15 protein-coding genes and 1 pseudogene are annotated in these 15,228 nt (G+C 63.7%); 14 read left to right on the top strand and 2 right to left on the bottom strand.

What is annotated here, in order from left to right; translation table 11 throughout:
- Positions 1–110 precede the first annotated feature (110 nt).
- Positions 111–824: an ArdC family protein gene (locus ACSSV4_RS18350; protein WP_454276552.1), complete on the top strand. Its 714-nt coding sequence runs from the start codon at positions 111–113 to the stop codon at positions 822–824.
- 187 nt (positions 825–1,011) lie between these two features.
- On the opposite strand, the gene chrA is transcribed toward ACSSV4_RS18350, so the two are convergent.
- Positions 1,012–2,382 carry a chromate efflux transporter gene (gene chrA / locus ACSSV4_RS18345; RefSeq protein WP_231564840.1) on the bottom strand — a complete coding sequence of 457 codons (1,371 nt, stop codon included), beginning with the start codon at positions 2,380–2,382 and terminating at the stop codon, positions 1,012–1,014.
- On the bottom strand, positions 2,379–3,200 hold the full coding sequence (locus ACSSV4_RS18340; protein ID WP_454276551.1) for a chromate resistance protein ChrB domain-containing protein: 822 nt from the start codon (positions 3,198–3,200) through the stop codon (positions 2,379–2,381). Before ACSSV4_RS18340 ends, chrA begins: the two co-directional genes overlap by 4 nt.
- Before the next feature lie 252 nt (positions 3,201–3,452).
- Here ACSSV4_RS18340 and ACSSV4_RS18335 point away from each other — a divergent pair, with 252 nt between their 5' ends.
- The 13 genes and pseudogenes from ACSSV4_RS18335 to ACSSV4_RS18275 form a co-directional block, all read left to right on the top strand.
- Positions 3,453–4,670, top strand: coding sequence for a tyrosine-type recombinase/integrase (locus ACSSV4_RS18335; RefSeq protein WP_454276550.1), 1,218 nt, complete (start codon positions 3,453–3,455; stop codon positions 4,668–4,670).
- Positions 4,667–5,608 carry a tyrosine-type recombinase/integrase gene (locus ACSSV4_RS18330; RefSeq protein WP_036744226.1) on the top strand — a complete coding sequence of 314 codons (942 nt, stop codon included), beginning with the start codon at positions 4,667–4,669 and terminating at the stop codon, positions 5,606–5,608. Before ACSSV4_RS18335 ends, ACSSV4_RS18330 begins: the two co-directional genes overlap by 4 nt.
- Positions 5,605–6,597 carry a tyrosine-type recombinase/integrase gene (locus ACSSV4_RS18325; protein WP_036744228.1) on the top strand — a complete coding sequence of 331 codons (993 nt, stop codon included), beginning with the start codon at positions 5,605–5,607 and terminating at the stop codon, positions 6,595–6,597. The genes ACSSV4_RS18330 and ACSSV4_RS18325 overlap by 4 nt, the downstream gene beginning before the upstream one ends.
- Positions 6,598–6,716: 119 nt before the next feature.
- Positions 6,717–7,022, top strand: a pseudogene (locus ACSSV4_RS18320) (zincin-like metallopeptidase domain-containing protein); the annotation flags it as partial.
- Positions 7,019–7,375, top strand: coding sequence for a DUF2958 domain-containing protein (locus ACSSV4_RS18315; RefSeq protein ID WP_454276549.1), 357 nt, complete (start codon positions 7,019–7,021; stop codon positions 7,373–7,375). The pseudogene ACSSV4_RS18320 and the gene ACSSV4_RS18315, both read left to right, overlap by 4 nt.
- A 164-nt stretch (positions 7,376–7,539) precedes the next feature.
- On the top strand, positions 7,540–9,669 hold the full coding sequence (locus ACSSV4_RS18310) for a ParB/RepB/Spo0J family partition protein (protein WP_454276548.1): 2,130 nt from the start codon (positions 7,540–7,542) through the stop codon (positions 9,667–9,669).
- A 59-nt stretch (positions 9,670–9,728) separates the two neighbouring features.
- Positions 9,729–9,950, top strand: a complete 222-nt coding sequence (locus ACSSV4_RS18305) for a hypothetical protein (protein WP_454276547.1) — start codon at positions 9,729–9,731, stop codon at positions 9,948–9,950.
- A gap of 64 nt (positions 9,951–10,014) precedes the next feature.
- Positions 10,015–10,320, top strand: a complete 306-nt coding sequence (locus ACSSV4_RS18300; RefSeq protein WP_454276546.1) for a hypothetical protein — start codon at positions 10,015–10,017, stop codon at positions 10,318–10,320.
- 414 nt (positions 10,321–10,734) lie between these two features.
- Entirely contained in the window at positions 10,735–10,899 is a 165-nt protein-coding gene (locus ACSSV4_RS18295; protein WP_110476885.1) for a hypothetical protein, read from the top strand.
- A gap of 200 nt (positions 10,900–11,099) precedes the next feature.
- The gene (locus ACSSV4_RS18290) at positions 11,100–11,648 is read left to right on the top strand and encodes a hypothetical protein (protein WP_454276545.1); all 549 of its coding nucleotides are present in this window, start codon (positions 11,100–11,102) and stop codon (positions 11,646–11,648) included.
- 65 nt (positions 11,649–11,713) lie between these two features.
- The gene (locus ACSSV4_RS18285) at positions 11,714–12,130 is read left to right on the top strand and encodes a hypothetical protein (protein WP_454276604.1); all 417 of its coding nucleotides are present in this window, start codon (positions 11,714–11,716) and stop codon (positions 12,128–12,130) included.
- Positions 12,123–12,767 carry an antitoxin of toxin-antitoxin stability system gene (locus ACSSV4_RS18280; RefSeq protein ID WP_454276544.1) on the top strand — a complete coding sequence of 215 codons (645 nt, stop codon included), beginning with the start codon at positions 12,123–12,125 and terminating at the stop codon, positions 12,765–12,767. Before ACSSV4_RS18285 ends, ACSSV4_RS18280 begins: the two co-directional genes overlap by 8 nt.
- 158 nt (positions 12,768–12,925) lie before the next feature.
- On the top strand, positions 12,926–15,228 hold a 2,303-nt coding region (locus ACSSV4_RS18275; protein WP_454276603.1), incomplete at its 3' end, for a strawberry notch-like NTP hydrolase domain-containing protein.

Raw genomic sequence — 15,228 nt, 5'->3', positions numbered from 1 at the left:
AGCGGGGAGACCCCGCAACGCCCCCTGAGAGTGAAAGTGCGGGCGGGTTTTCCGTGACGGGTTGAGGGCTGGAGGAGAGGCCTCCGGCGCCCGTCGCGGAGATCATCCCGATGAACAGAGAGCATCGCGCGGCCCGCAAGGGCGGCCCGCGCACGAACCTTTATGACGACATCACCGGCAAGATCATCGCCGAGCTGGAGCACGGCCGGCTGCCCTGGGTCCAGCCCTGGGGGACGGCGGCGGCGCAAGCGCCGCTCGCCATGCCGCGCAACGCCAGCACGGGGCGGCAATACTCCGGGATCAATGTCCTGATCCTTTGGGGCGCCGTGATCCAGCAGGGCTATCCAACCCAGCACTGGCTGACGTTCCGCCAGGCGCTGTCGCTCGGCGGCAATGTCCGCAAGGGCGAGCGGGGCACGACCGTCGTCTATGCCGACCGTTTCACGCCCGAAGACGAGAAGCGCCGCGCCCGGGAGACCGGGGAAGACGCAAACAGCATCCCGTTTCTGAAGCGCTTTACCGTGTTCAACGCGGCGCAATGCGAGGGTCTGCCCGACGACATCGCCGTCGAGGCACCGCCACCGCCGCCCGGGCTGATCGAGCCGCGGGTCGAGGCATTGATCGCGGCGACCGGCATCGACTTCCGGATCGGTGGCAACCACGCCTTCTATGTCCCCGCGCTCGATTATGTACAGGTGCCACCGCCGCAGGCTTATTTTGAGCCGATCAACTGGCACAGGACCGCCCTGCACGAGATGGGGCATTATGCCGGAAGTGGGATTATGCCGACTTCGCAAGCGCTCTGCTGTAATTGCAGGCCATAGTCCTCTTTGCGCTCGGCATAAACCGACGCCCAAACGAAACTCAAGGGAGCTGAGGAATTCGGTTAGGGGTTAGCGTGCCCACGATCCGATTGTCCGGGTGGGGCTTTGACGAAATGCGGCGTTGTCCCCTTATCAATCTCGTCATGGGCCCTTTGGCTCTCACTTGGATCGCGAGAGCGGATCACCGTTATGCAATGTTGGCCACCCCAAGAACCAGACCAGCCGCTGCGCACCCGGCGAGAACCGTCACTGGGCCGAGCTTGAAGCGGAAAACCGCGACAAGCGCCGCAAGGACCAACGCCGCAGCAGACAGGTTCATTGTGGACCAGACGGGCACATCGAGATCGAGGCCGAAAGACGTGATCGTCTGCACCTCATCGAAAACAACATGCAGACCGAACCAGACCGCAAGATTCATGATCACCCCCACGACGGCGGCCGTGATCGCCGTCAGGGCTGCTGTCAGCACTTTGTTGTCGCGCAAGCGCTCGATGAACGGGGCACCTAGGAATATCCAGAGGAAGCAGGGTGTGAACGTAACCCATGTCGTCAGCAGCCCGCCCAGCGTTCCCGCCATCAACGGCGACAGTCCGCCCGCATCGCGGAAGGCTCCCATGAAGCCCACGAACTGCGTCACCATGATTAGGGGCCCGGGCGTAGTCTCGGCCATGCCGAGCCCGTCCAGCATCTCGCCGGGGGCGAGCCAGCCGTAGTTCTGAACTGCCTCCTGCGCGACATAGGCAAGGACCGCATAAGCGCCACCGAAGGTCACCACGGCCATGACGCTGAAAAAGCCTGCGATCTGGGCAAAAACGTTGGCCGGACCGAAGACGGCGAACAGCAGGGCGACCGGGACCAACCAGAGCACGAGGAACGCTGCCGAGACGCGAAACGCCCACCCTCGGTTGACCTGCGTGTGAGCCGGCGATTCTTCGCCGAGGAGGGTGTCGGCGTCATCGACCTGGACCTTGCCCACCTTGCCGTGTCCGCCGCCACCATGAAATGCAGGCAGACCCGCACGGGCGCCGAAGAACCCGATCAAGCCAGCAATCAGGATGATGAGCGGGAAAGGGATGGCGAAGCCAAAGATCGCTACGAAGGCGGCGGCGGCGATGGTGACCATCGCCCCGTTCTTCAGTGCACGCGAGCCGATCCGGATGACCGCCTGCACCACGATGGCCAGCACCGCGGCCTTGAGCCCGAAGAACAAAGCTTCGACTGGCCCGACATTGCCGTAAAGCGCATAGACCCAGCTGAGTGCCATGATCGCCACGACGCCCGGCAGCACGAAGAGGACGCCCGCGATGATGCCGCCGAGGGTGCGATGCATCAGCCAGCCGATATAGACGGCGAGTTGCATGGCTTCCGGCCCCGGCAGCAGCATGCAGTAGTTGAGCGCATGAAGGAACCGCTTCTCACCCAGCCAGCGCTGTTCTTCGACGAGGATGCGATGCATGAGCGCGATCTGTCCTGCGGGGCCGCCAAAGCTCAGCAGGCCAATGCGGGCCCAGATGCGGGTGGCCGCACCAAGGGTTGGATATGCGCGGTCCTGCATCATTCTGCCTTCGGCTTGTTAGTGGGCCAGTTATGGGTCTCGTCGGTCGCGTCCCGTGCCCATCGATAAAAGGCGTCATAGAGGAGCATCCCGGCCTCTAGTTGTTCCAGATCGTCGGAATACATCCGCGACAGGCCGAGCGAAGCGGCAAGCAGACCGGCGGCTTCGGGTGCGAGGTCCATCCGAGCGGTATCGGCTCCGCGAACGATGGCGGCCAGGCGGTCGAGGGCGGGAATGCCTAGGCCGAACTCGGCCAGCATCACATCGAAGGTGCAGAGCTCGCCCCGATGGCTCCAGAACACGCCCTCGATGTCGAAGGGCGCGGCATTGTAGCGCTCGGCGACGCCCACCACTTCGACGGGGGCAACGAACAGGATGATCGCACGGGGATCGAGAAAGCGCCGGATCAACCAAGGACAGGCGATGCGGTCGATTTTGGGGCGGGAGCGGGTGACCCAAATGGTACGGCCCTGCGCATCGCGCGCCGGCAACTTGCCTGGATCGATCAACGGGAGTCCGGCCGCTCGCCAAGCATCGAACCCGCCCTCGAGATATTCCGAGGAGCAGCCTTCGGCGCGAAGCCAGGCAGCCGTGCCCTGGCTGCGCCGGTGGCCGGCCTGACAGACGGCAATGGACGGCTGCCCACCGAGTTGTGACGCGAGCGCGGCGAGCGCCTGGTCATCGATCCGGGCGGCGCCAGGGAGCAACCGTGGATCGGTCGCGAAATCCTCCTCGGACCGCACGTCGAGCAAGAGCGGCGCTCGAGGGGTTCCGATGATGCGGGTGAGTTTATCGAACGAAATGGCATTGGGCGCAGGCATGTGCGTTCCTCCGTGGCCGGGGTTGAACAGGAACGCGATCTTCGGCTGGCGCCTCGTGGGGAGCTCGCAATCCCCATAATTTTAGATACGAAAGTCCGGGCAGCCACGTCAAGAACTCTATATGCGGGTCAGCGTTGAAGAGGTGACGTCGAAATATTGTCTTGGCCGCACGTGCCCTCAGATGAAGATCGACTGGTCACAAAGCGGGGATTTGGCGCGAAGTTCATTGCTCCACCAACATGGAGCACAGAAATGGAAAAATCCGATCATACATGCCTTGATCAGTATCTCGCATCATTCGAAGAAAACCTTGCGTCCAGAAACTACAAACCGGATACGCTGAAAAATTATCGTTATTTGCTTCGACGCTTCGGTCGCTTGCTCGATGACGAGGCCATTGCACCGTCGGCGTTGACGCCAGATCTTGCTGTTGAATTGGGATGTCGATTGCCAGCGACACCGCAGAGCCAGATCAAGGTTCCCAATCTTGCCAGGCTGTTCGTCGCGCATCTGATTGAAATCGGCGTGGCGATACGACCGCCGCTGACACCTGCGCAGGCCGAGCGCGCAGAGCTGCTGAGCAACTTCGAAACCTATCTTCTGCGGCAACGCGGTCTCAGCCCGCGTACGATCTATCACGTGCTCCGGTTCGCGGATCGCTTTCTCGACCATCGCTTCGGCGACAATGTGCTCGACCTGCCGGCGCTGAACGTGCGGGATGTCGTGGCGTTCATGGAGCACCTTCTCTCACGCAAGCGCCCGTTCCGCGACAAGACGCCGGCCACGCATCTGCGCAGCTTCTTCCAGTATCTGTTCGCCCAGGGCCTCACGACGACCAACCTCTCGCTCTGCGTCCCCAGAGTCCACAAACCTTGGGGCGCGAGGCTCCCTCGTTATCTGTCGCCTGATGAGGTGGAGGCCGTCGTCGCGTCGGTGCGCACCAATCCGCGGCGTGGTGCCCGCGACTACGCCATGCTGTTGCTGATGGCTCGTCTCGGCCTGCGTGCGCCGGAGATTATCGCGATCCAGTTGGATGACATCGACTGGCGCGCCGGCGAACTGATGGTTCGTGGAAAAGGGCAGCAACATGACCGGTTGCCAATCCCGCCGGACGTCGGCGAAGCCATCATTCGGTATTTACAGGAGGAGCGAACTTCAGCGACCACGCGCATGTTGTTCGTGACGCATCGAGCGCCCAACCGTCCGTTCAAGGACAGCCAGGTCATCAACACGATATTGAAGGAGGCGTTCGCGGCGACGGGCGTGAAGCCCCCGACACCCTATGTGGGATCGCATGTTCTGCGCCACAGCCTGGCGACGAACATGGTTCGCGCCGGTGCGTCATTGGAAGAGATCGGCGATCTGCTGCGGCATCGATCGCGGGCGACGACGATGATCTACGCCAAGCTCGATACGGACGGGCTGCGCTCCATTGCCCAGCCTTGGCCTGTTGCGGAGGTGGCACGATGAGCTTCCTTGCCGAAATGGACTGCTATCTGACCGTCAGACGACAGCTCGGCACTGCAATGACCACGGATGGACGGATATTACGCCGCTTCGTCACCTTCGCCGACAGCGACGGCGCGCTGCACGTCAGCGCCAACCTGATCATGCGCTGGCTCGAAAGCCTCCCCTCTGCAAGTCCCGGAACACGGGCAACACGCTTCAGGGTGGCCCGCCAGTTCGCCGAGTGGCTGCATGGACAGGATCCCAGGCACGAGGCCCCGCCCCGGGGATTGGTGCCCGGTCGCGTTCAACGTGTGCATCCATATATTTATAGTGACGCCGAAATCGTTGCGATCATCGAGCATGCGCGATCGCTGCCATCGACCTACGGGATGCGCGGCCTGACGTGCTCGACGCTGTTCGGTCTGATCGCCGTGACGGGGCTCCGCATCAGCGAAGCTCTCGGTCTCGATCCTGCCGATCTCGATGTCGAATCCGGTGTGCTTCATGTCCGGCAGGGCAAGCTCGGCAAGGAGCGGTTGCTGCCGCTGGACCCGAGCGTCGTGGAACGGCTGGAAAGCTATAGTCGCGAGCGGGACCGGCTGCTCGGGCGCAGGCCGGAAGCGTTCTTCGTGACCTGTGAGGGGCGTCGTCTTGGCGACTGCGGTGCGCGCTACAACTTCGCACATGTATGCCAGAAGATCGGGCTGCGAGAGCGGCAGCTTTATCTTCGGCACGGCCGTGGCCCGCGCATCCATGATCTTCGTCACACCTTCGCGGTGCAGACCATGCTGAGTTGGTATCGGTCGGGCAAAGACGTCGGTCGCGAGATGATCAAGCTTACGACATGGCTCGGTCATGCAAACACCGCCCACACATACTGGTATCTGGAAGCGGTCCCGGAACTGCTGGAACTGGCCTCCGCTCGAATAACAGGCGCGGCGGCGGAGGAAGGTCGATGAAGGCGACCAACTTCCCCACGCTGATCCAGCGCTTCTTCACTGACCGGCTCTGCACGCAAATGGAAGCGAGCCGCCACACCGTCGCTGGCTACCGGGACACATTCCGGCTGCTGGTCCGATATGCAAGTTCACGATGTGGAAAGCCGCCCACAAAGCTCACGATCGAAGATCTCGATGCCGATCTCGTCGCCGACTTCCTGACCCATATGGAAACGGCGCGCGGCAACACGGCCCGCACCCGCAATACGCGTCTTGCAGCCATCCGGTCATTCTTCCGATACGTCGCATTGACCGACCCGGGTTGGTTGCTTCATTGCCAGCGCATTCTCTCCATGCCGAACAAGCGATATGTGAAGCGCAGCGTCACATTCCTCGACGCTGATGAGATAGCGGCGCTGCTGGCCGCGCCGGATCGAACGACCTGGGTCGGGCGGCGAGATCACGTCCTGCTGGTGCTTGCACTCCAGACCGGGCTAAGGGCGTCCGAACTGGTCAACCTGCGCTGCAAAGACGTGGTTCTCGGCACCGGCGCTCACATCCGCTGCATCGGCAAGGGGCGAAAAGAACGAAGCACACCCCTTCGTCGCGATACGGCGAAACTGATCCAGGTCTGGGTAGGCGAACGCCGCGACAGCGACGGGCCATTGTTCCCGTCAATCCGAGGCGAGCAACTCAGCCGGGATGCTTTGGAGCATCTGGTGCGGAAGCATTGCCTGACGGCATCACGAGCTTGCCCGAGCCTCGCCGGCAAGCGAGTCACGCCACACACGCTGCGCCACAGCACTGCGATGGAACTGCTGCACCATGGCGTCGACCAGTCTGTAATCGCCCTCTGGCTCGGGCATGAATCCGTGGAGACCACTCAAATCTATATCCACGCCGACATGCGGCTGAAGGAAAAAGCGCTCGCTCAGGTCGCCAACCCGGAAACGCATCCGGGGCGGTATCGTCCTAACGACGAGTTGCTCGCCTTCCTGGAATCGCTCTGAATATGCCGAACCGCTGCATGGCCGAACCTCGGCAAACCAGCCACCGCACTCGGCCATGCGGCATAATCCCACTTCCGGCATAATGGGTCTTATGCCGATATCGGCATAAGACCCACGCGACAGGACATGCCTCACGGTTGGGGCGGGACTTCTCGGGGAATTTCGGCACGAAGAAATACGCCTTCGAGGAACTGATCGCCGAGATTTCGAGCGCGTTCTGTTGCGCCTCGCTCGGGATCGTCCCGACGGTGCGCCACGCTGATTACGTGGGCTCTTGGCTGGAGGTGATGCGCGAGGATTCCCGCGCCATCGTCCGTGCCGCCTCGCAGGCCAGCAAGGCGGCCGACTGGCTGCTGGCCCATCTGCCCGACGACAGCGCCGATGTTGAGCGGCAGACCCCGATGGAAGGTAGGGCTGCGGCATGATCCTCCTGACGGCGTCACAACGCGCGCAGCTTTTGGCCAACGGTCGCGAGCCAGACACCGACCACATTCCGGTCGTGAAATTCTTCAATCCCTTCGGTGCCGGTGTCTGGCTCGCGACCGAGCTCGACGTGGACGGCGACATCATGTTCGGCCTGGCCGATATCGGCTACCCCGAGCTTGGCTCCTGGAGCCTCAACGAACTGCGCTCGATCCGGCTGCCCTTCGGCATGGGCATCGAACGGGATCTGCTCTTCACGGGGGACTTCCCGATCTCGGTCTGGGCCGAGGCGGCCCGCGAGGCCGGCAGCATTCGCGATGCCGAACGCCTGCTTTATCGCTCTGGCTTCGGTTGACCGGGATCCTCTCCGATACGCAGAACCGGCATTCCTGATTGCCGGGTTTGTGGTTCTGCGGGTTCGGCGTCGCTCTCTTCAGAGGAAGAGGGCGGCGCTTCGCTTCGTGACGGGCTTGTAGCCGGAGAGAGAGGCTCCCCGGCGTCCGTCATGGAGACACTGACATGGCCACTGCCACGCAGAAAATCACCCTGTCGTCCTCGCGCGACATCCCCTTCAACAAGCTGGTGCTCAGCCAGTCCAACGTCCGGCGGGTGAAGGCCGGCATCTCGGTCGAGGAACTGGCCGAGTCCATCGCCCGCCGCGGGCTGATCCAGTCCCTGCATGTCCGGCCCGAGCTCGACGCCGAAGGGCAGGAAACCGGGCTCTTCGAAGTGCCGGCTGGCGGCCGCCGCTACCGTGCGCTGGAGCTTTTGGTCAAACAGAAGCGCCTCAACAAGACCGCGCCGGTGCCCTGTACCGTCTCGGAGGCCGGAGACGATATCCTGATCGACGAGGTGTCTCTGGCGGAGAACATCGAGCGCGCCCCGCTGCATCCGCTCGACCAGTTCCGGGCATTCCAGGTCCTTCGTGAGAAGGGCATGAGCGAGGAGGAAATCGCCGCAGCCTTCTTCGTCGACGCCAAGGTGGTGAAGCAGCGTCTGCGCCTCGTTTCGGTCTCGCCGGCGCTGCTCGAGACCTATGCGGAGGACGGCATGACGCTGGAACAGCTCATGGCCTTCACCGTCTCCGAAGACCACGCCCGGCAGGAACAGGTCTGGGATGCGATCAAGGATGGCTGGCAGAAAGAGCCCTACACGATCCGTCGCATGCTGACGGAAATCACGGTGCGGGCCTCCGACAAACGGGCGCTCTTCGTCGGCATCGAGACCTATGAGGCGGCGGGCGGCTATGTTCTGCGCGATCTCTTCCAGCAGGACGATGGTGGTTGGCTCCAGGACCCGGTTCTGCTCGACCGGCTGGCGGGTGAGAAACTGAAGGCCGAGGCGGAGACCATCGCCGCCGAGGGCTGGAAATGGATCGAGGTCGCGACCGATTTCCCCTATGGCCATACCAGCGGCATGCGCCGTCTGGCCGGCACCACCATCGACCTGACCGACGAGGAACGTGCCGAGCGTGAGAAGCTGCGGGACGAGTTCGACGCGCTGGAGGCGGAATATGCCCAGGCCGACGAGTTCCCCGACAAGGTGGATGCGCGGCTCTGCGAGATCGAAGAGGCGCTGGAAGCCTTCGAGACCCGGCCGATGCGCTACGACGCCGATCAGATGGCCCGCGCCGGTGTCTTCGTCAGCATCCGCCATGACGGCCAGCTAGCCGTCGAGCGTGGCTATGTCCGTCCCGAAGACGAGGCGGCGGAAGGTCCCGAGGGTGGTGACGCTGATGGTGCATCTCCCGAAGGCGGCGAGCCCGGCGGCGTCCAGCGCGCTGTCATCACCTTGGGTGGTACGGCGGCCGAATCCGAAGAGGACGAGGACGTCGAAACCATCCGACCTCTGCCGGACCGCCTGATCAGCGAGCTGACCGCGCATCGCACGCTGGCGCTCCGCGATGCCGTGGCGACGAACCCGCGTGTCGCGATGACGGCGCTGCTGCATCGGCTGGTCACCGATTGCTTCCTGCCGCATTCCACCAGGGGGTGCCTTGAGGCTCATGTCCGGGAAGTTCATTTCCCGGCACAGGCCGACGATCTGGGCGAGAGCGTTTCGGCGCGCGCCATCGCCGATCGGCACGAACGCTGGGGCGATCACATCCCGGCCGACGATGCGGCGCTCTGGGACTGGCTGGTCGATCAGGACGACGACACCCGCATGGAGTTGCTCGCCCATTGCGTCAGCTTCGGCGTCAACGCCCTGCACGAGAAGCCCAACCCCTATGGCGGCATGGGCGTCAGCCAGCACGGGCTCGACGTGCGCCTGTCCCAGGCCGACCGGCTGGCGCGGGCAACGGGCCTCGACATGGTGGCTGTGGGTTGGCGGCCGACCGTCGGCAACTATTTCGGCCGCGTGACCAAGCCGCGGATCATCGAGGCAGTGCGCGAGGGCGCCGGCGAACGGGCCGCCCAGCTCATCGACCACCTGAAGAAGGGTGACATGGCTACGGAGGCCGAGCGCCTGCTGGCCGAAACCGGCTGGTTGCCGGAGCCGCTGCGCCTGGTGGACCCCGACGCCGCGATCGATGCAGGTGCCGCGATCGACGCGGAGGCGGACGATCTGCCCGAGTTCCTCGCCGGAGACGGCGAAGAGGACGAAGCCGCCGTGGACGAAGACCCGCAGAGCATGGTCGCTGCGGAATGATCCTCACGCGGGGCGGCTATGGTCGCCCCGCACTTTTTCCTCAATTTCAGGAGCCCAACATGACCCTGAGACCCGACACGACGAACCGGCGCATCGTCTTTTCCTATCTCGTCCCCGTGCATGTCGAGGTCGAGGACGGCATCGTCGCCGATGTCGTCGTCATCGACGAAACCCCGATCCGCGATCCCACGCTGATCGAAGGTGACGGCGACCTGCTTGCCCAGGCCGTCACCGACGCCAATGACGGACAGGCATGGCCGTCCTGGCGCTTCGGCTACTGATCCCGCTTTCCGTTTCCGCAACTTGCCCGGTCCCCGTGACCGGGCTTTTTCTTTAGAGAACCCGATGCCCGCAATGATCGATATCGACCGGATATTCCGTGAAAACCGCGCCAGTCCGCCATCCGAACGGACGCTGCCCTGGGAGGAAACCTGCGATGGCATCACCGTGGTGGTGGAGCCGAAACCGCATTGGGCGGATGACATGCGCGCCTTCCGTCTCGAAGCCCGCGAATATTGCCGCTACGCCGATTGGACCGCGAACGGCGGTCATGCCCGGTTCGACGGTCACATCGACACCAGCGGTGACGACTTGATGATGAGAGCGCGCGCGATGATCGCCCGCGAGATTGCCGATGGACTCTGGGACTGAAGGCCTGTTCACGTCCGACGATAGCCGCCACCGTCTTCCTGTCATCGGCCTGTATGGCTCCGGTTCCAGCTTCACGACAGTGCCGCTCATCATGTTCGGCATCGGTGTCTGCCCCCGTCCTCGAACACATTCCTGCTGCCAACGTGGCGGCAAGGGCCAGCCGGGCGAAACATCTGCAACGGGTATCCGGCGCCTGTCGGATGCAAGACACCACCCACACTTCCATTCGCTAACCTTGGTCTGATCCGTCTCTTTGACATTCAACCCCCGAGGGATCGGCTTACGCACGCGTGCCGCCCTCGGGGATTCGGAAAAGTCCGAACGCCCGAGGGTGAGTGCAGATCCGGTCAGACACGTCGGGCGCCTGTCGCGCGGGGGATGGTCCCCCGCCTCCAGTGACAGGAGCCAATCCCGATGTCCTATGCAGATGCCACCGCTTTCGCCGCCAGCCTCGCCGCCACGCTGATGGTCGTAGTCGTCGTGTTCCAGGCTGGGGACGGAACCCACGGCGCCATGCCCGCCGACGAGTTCGACGGCGATGAGGACATGGTGAAGCTGGAACTGGATCCATGGGAGTAAGGCGCGAAAGCGCCTCACCCCAAACGGCCCGAGCGCGGAGACCCGCGCTTCGGGCCTTCAGTGCCTCTCGATGGTCCCCCATCGTCGGCAGCGGAACCGGGAACAAGCCCGGTCAGAGAGGAAGAGTGCGGGCCGTTCGGCCGTGACGGGGTGAGGGCTGGAGAGAGAGGCTCGCCGGCGCCCGTCATGGAGTGATCCCGATGACCTTTGCCCGTTCCGAAACCTTCCGCTCCATCGGCCATATTCTGGCGGCTGACGTTCTGTCCACGCGTTATCGGTCGCAAAAGCTGCCGCTGCGCATCTCGTGCCTGGGCGTCGCGAGTTATGACGCCAGTGACCAGACGAGCCGCTTCGATTGCGTGATTCCGCTTGGGGAATGCCCATCATCGGAAGAGGCCATCCAGGCCGCAGCCTTGCGCCTGTCGCGTGGTGAGATTTGCACGGGGACGGATAGCTTTCCGTATTTCCAGCCACACATCATGCTCATTCAGGACCGAGATCAACGCCTGGTCCTCGCCGGCGAAATCCGCGCCGGCATTATCCTCTGGCAGCAGCCGGTCGCCTCCGATGCCGAGGCACGCAGGATTGTGACCGAGGCCAGCCGACTGCGCGGTATGGCATTCCGAGCCTCCGAGCCCGGTGATGCGAGACGGCTGCGTTACCGCGCCGCGGCGCTGGAGGCCCGATTGGTCGATCCCTTCTGGCGCGAGACCGCGGCCGATCTGCTCCGCCTGCCACAGGCCGCCTGAACTTCACCCTTTCCATCCCATCCGGCTCGGTTTCACGCCGGGCCATGTCATGCCCGGAGACCATCATGGCCGACTATTTCACCCATTTCTCCTGCCTGCTCGATGTGGGCACCCCCGAGCAGGCCGCCCGTGCGCTCGATCTCTACAATGCGCTCTCGGATGAGAATGCCGCTGAGGATCCGCCTTCGGACGGGTTTCTGCTTTCCATTCAACCCGAGCATGGCGGAACCCAGCTCTGGATGCACGATGATGGCACCGGCGATCCTGAGCATGTCATCCAGTTCGTCAAACGCTGCGCGAAGGAGTTCGGGCTGACCGGCCTTTGGGGAATGCAATACGCCAACACCTGCTCGAAGCCGCGTGTGGACGGTTTCGGCGGCGGGGCGCACGTCCTCGATCTCGCCACCGGCGAGGCGGTGGACTGGATCTACACGGACGGCTGGCTTTCCACCGTGCTGGGGGGAGGCAATCCCTATGAGTGAGGTCATCGAGATCACTGTCTATCGCCTCGACGAGCTTTCCGATGCAGCCAGGGACAAAGCCCGCGTCTGGTATCGTGAGGGTGGCTTCGGCGATGACTGGTACGATGCGGTCTATGAGGATTTCCAGAGCGTCGCCGAAATCCTCGGGCTGAACCTCAAGACCCGAACCGTCCGGTTGATGGGCGGCGGCACACGACGGGAACCCTGCATCTGGTTCCGGGGCTTCTGGAGCCAGGGCGATGGCGCCTGCTTTGAAACTTTCTATGCCTACCGCAAGGGTGCGCCACGGCGGATCAGGGAATACGCGCCGCAGGACACCGAACTGCACCGCATCGCTGACGCCTTGCAGGCGGTTCAGCGGCGTAATTTCTATCAGCTTGGCGCCGAGGCCACCCATCGCGGCCATTATTATCACGAATACTGTATGGCGATCTCGGTGGAGCGAGACAGCCCGACCTGGCAGGACATGACCGCCGATGCCGAGGAGACGATCATCGAGGCGCTGCGTGATCTGGCTCGATGGCTCTACTGCCAGCTTGAACGCGAATATGATTATCTGTCGTCGGACGAAGTGGTCGATGAAACGATCGCCGCCAATGAATACACCTTCACCGAAGCCGGTCGCCGCTTCGGATGATCCCGAGAAGGCACCGACAAGCGCCCCGACCGGACGGCGGGGCGCTTTTTTTTATGCTGTGCTTTGAGAGTGAGAGGTGGGCCGAAAACGGGCAGGTCCGGGTGGGTGAGAGAGAGCCGTCCGGGTCTTCCCATTCCTGCTCTCCGAGGTTCCCCGACATGAATATCTCATCTCCCGTGACCGGTCCGGCCACCCAGCCGGCCCCCGTGATCCTGGCCGCCGCCCATCTCATTCTTCCCCATCTCGAACGCGGTCAACGCGTCAATACTGCGGACCTCCGCAGTGCCATGGAAAGCGCTTTCGGCGCCTCCGACGCCAGCGGCGCTTGGGACTGGAAGCTTGCCTATGAGGCCTGCGAAGTCGCCACGGTTCTGTTCCTGCGCAAATACGGAAAGGCGCTTTTCCGCAAAGCCGGTTCTCCGGTTTCCCGGCTCGATCCGCTGGCGAAGATCGCGGGCCTACTGCCGACGCAGACCCGCCGCTCCGAAGAAAGTCAGAGCTTCCAGCAGTTCAGCACCCCTCTGCCTCTCGGTCTTGCCGCGCTGGCGGCGGCCGGGGTCACGCCGGACGATGTGGTGCTGGAGCCCTCGGCGGGCACCGGCCTTATGGCGATCCTTGCCCAGAGCGTCGGCGGTTCGCTGATCCTCAACGAACTCGCCGAGACCCGCGCCGATCTTCTCTCTTCCCTCTTTCCGGCCTTTCCCGTCACCCGGTTCGACGCCGCCCAGATCGACGATCATCTGACCCCGGAGGCTGTGCCGTCCGTTGTGCTGATGAACCCGCCTTTCTCGGTCATGGCCAATGTCGAAGGGCGGATGGCGGATGCTTCCCTTCGCCATGTTGCCTCGGCGCTGGCCCGGCTTGCTCCTGGCGGTCGGCTGGTCACGATCACCGGCGCGAACTTCGGACCGGAAGCACCGGCCTGGCGCGACGCCTTCGTGCGCCTGCAGGACCGCGGCCGCGTGGTCTTCACCGCGGCGATCGATGGCGCGGTCTTCGCCAGACATGGCACCCGCATCGACATGCGGCTGACGGTGATCGACAAGCTGCCCGCCGACGATCCGTCCGTCTTCCCGGCTTCGCCGGGGGGCGCGCCCGACGTCAGCACGCTGATCGGATGGATCGAGGCGCATGTCCCGCAGCGTTCGCCTGTCTTATTACCGAAGATCGTGGCGTTCGCTTCAACCGCCACGCCGAAAACCGTGCGAGGCTATCTGTCCCGCGCGACAGCTGCGCGGCCTGCCGCTGCTCCTGCCAACGATCCCGAGGGCGTCGAACTCGCCTATGAGACCGTGGACTGGACGCCACCGGAAGGCGCTCACCTGTCCGATGCCATCTATGAGGAATATGCGCTGCAATCGCTGCGCATTTCTGGCGCACAGCCGCATCCGACCAAACTGGTGCAATCCACTGCCATGGCCTCTGTCGCGCCGCCAAAGCCGTCCTACCGGCCCATGCTGCCGTCCGACATCCGCACCCGTCTGTCGGACGCCCAGCTTGAAACGGTTATCTATGCAGGTGAAGCCCATGCCGATCATCTCGCCGGTGCTTGGACCGTGGACGAGCATTTCGACAACGTGAGCGCCGCGCCCGAGGATGCCGCTGGCGCTATCCGCTTCCGCCGGGGCTTTATGCTCGGTGACGGCACCGGCGCTGGCAAGGGCCGTCAGTCGGCCGGGATCATCCTCGACAACTGGCTGCGGGGACGCTGCAAGGCGGTCTGGATTTCCAAATCCGACAAGCTGATCGAGGACGCGCAGCGCGACTGGTCGGCGCTCGGTATGGAACGGCTGCTTGTCACGCCTCTGTCACGCTTCCCGCAGGGCAAGCCGATCACGCTCTCGGAAGGCATCCTGTTTACCACCTATGCCACGCTGCGCTCCGACGACCGCGGCGAGAAGGTTTCGCGCGTCAAGCAGATCGTCGAATGGTTGGGCAGGGACTTCGATGGGGTCATCATTTTCGACGAGAGCCATGCGATGCAGAATGCCGGTGGCGGCAAGGGAGATCGCGGCGATATCGCCGCCTCGCAGCAGGGACGCGCAGGCCTGCGGCTCCAGCATGCCCTGCCGGATGCGCGCGTGGTCTATGTCTCGGCGACAGGAGCCACGACCGTTCACAATCTGGCCTATGCGCAGCGTCTCGGACTCTGGGGTGGCGAGGATTTTCCGTTCGCGAACCGCGCGGAGTTCGTCGAGGCGATCGAGGCCGGCGGCGTGGCAGCCATGGAGGTGCTCGCCCGCGATCTGCGGTCCCTCGGCCTCTATACCGCGCGCTCGCTCTCCTACGACGGCGTCGAATACGAGCTGGTCGAGCACAAGCTCACCGACGAGCAGCGCCGCATCTATGACGCTTACGCTGCGGCGTTCCGCACGTTATGCGCAGCTGCGCATAAGGTGCGTAATCGCGAGGACGCGATAATGCGAAGGAACGCGGGACTATCGCTATCATTCGGGGAGTT

Source organism: Roseovarius sp. MBR-154 (assembly GCF_053628595.1).
Note: the sequence above shows the minus strand (reverse complement) of the source record. Positions and strands in the feature narration are given on the sequence as shown.